The sequence below is a fragment of the Streptococcus sp. DD11 genome (genome assembly GCF_001578865.1).
GTDB lineage: Bacteria > Bacillota > Bacilli > Lactobacillales > Streptococcaceae > Streptococcus > Streptococcus panodentis.
In genome coordinates, this window is record NZ_KQ969397.1 from 192,845 (window position 1) to 194,256 (window position 1,412).

1 protein-coding gene and 1 pseudogene are annotated in these 1,412 nt (G+C 54.8%); both read right to left on the bottom strand.

Features of this window, described 5'->3' with window-relative positions; translation table 11 throughout:
- A partial coding sequence (locus tag STRDD11_RS12000) for an ABC transporter ATP-binding protein (protein WP_164828489.1) occupies positions 1-1,150 on the bottom strand: 1,150 nt, incomplete at its 3' end.
- A pseudogene (locus STRDD11_RS12005) lies at positions 1,140-1,412 on the bottom strand (ABC transporter ATP-binding protein); the annotation flags it as partial. The pseudogene STRDD11_RS12005 and the gene STRDD11_RS12000, both read right to left, overlap by 11 nt.

Sequence of the window (1,412 nt, forward strand, 5' to 3'; positions counted from 1 at the left end):
GAGTGGACTTGCCGGCCCCAGTCGGCCCGACAATGGCCACCTTGCTGGCAGCGGGAATAGCCACTGTCAGATCCCGGATCAGAGGTCTGTCTTTTTCATAGCCAAAGCAAATATGCTCAAAGCGGATATGGCCCTGCACCTGAGCAGCATCTACTTCTGCTGTCCCAGTCTCTGCGATTTCCGGCTCATCCAAGACATGATAGAGCCGCTCTGCACAGGCAAGGGCGCTCTGCAATTCCGACAGGACCGAAGAAATGTCATTAAAAGGCTTGGTATACTGGTTGACATAGTTGAGAAAGGTCACCAGCTGACCGACCGTAAAGGCGGAACCGCCGATAATCCGCACAGCCCCAAAGCCTACGATAAGGGCATAAATGAGGGCATTGACAAAGCGGGTGGCCGGATTGACCGTAGAGGAGTAGAAGATGGCCGCCTGCGAATAGTCGGAGTAGGCGCTGTTGCTGGCGCCAAAGGCCTCCATAAACTGTTCCTGAGCATTAAAGGCCTGAATCAGACTCTCCTGCCTCAGGCTCTCCTCAATCAGCTGGGTCTGCCGTCCGCGCGCCTCAGTCTGCTGCTGAAAAAGGCTGTAGCTTTTCCGAGCAATGAAGCGGGCGATAAAAAGAGAGAGCGGTGTCAGCAACAGGACCAAGAGCATCATGAAAATATCAATCTGAGCCATGGTCACAATGGTGATAAAAATGGTCAGCAGACCGACAAAAAACTGATTAAAGACCATGAGCAGGCCGTTATTGAGCTGGTCCAGGTCCGTGGTCAGACGGCTGACCACATCGCCTGTCCCCTGACCATCCAGATAGGCAAAGGGCAGACGGTGAATCTTCTCAATGACCTGCTGGCGCAGCTTTTTACTGTAGCTGTAGACCAGACGATTGTAGAGCAGCGGGTTGAACCACTGGACCAGAGTATTGGCTCCAATGACCAAGGCCATCTGTCCCAAAATCGGCAGCAGCTGCCGGCTGGCATCCGGCAGGAGCACACTGTCCACTGCATTGCCGATCAGCACCGGCAGATAGATGGTCAGACCGACCTGCAGCAAGGTTCCCAGACTGGCCAGCAGAAAAAGCCCGCGGGCCTGCAGCAGATCATGGCTCAGACGTTTCAGACTGCTGCTTTTGTACTTACTTGTCATGGCGGTCGCCCTCCTTACTGCTGTGCTGAGATTGATGGATTTCCCGGTAAATCGCAGAGCTGATCAGCAGGTCCTCGTGCCTGCCAAGTGCAGCCTGCCGTCCTTGGTCCAAGACCAGAATCTGGTCCGCTGAGCGCAGGCTGTTGGTCCGCTGAGAGATCAGAATCAGACTGGTCTTTCCCAGCTCTTCCTTCATCGCCTGCAGCAGCCGAGCCTCGGTCAGATAGTCCAGAGCCGAAGTCGCATCGTCCAGAACCAGAAA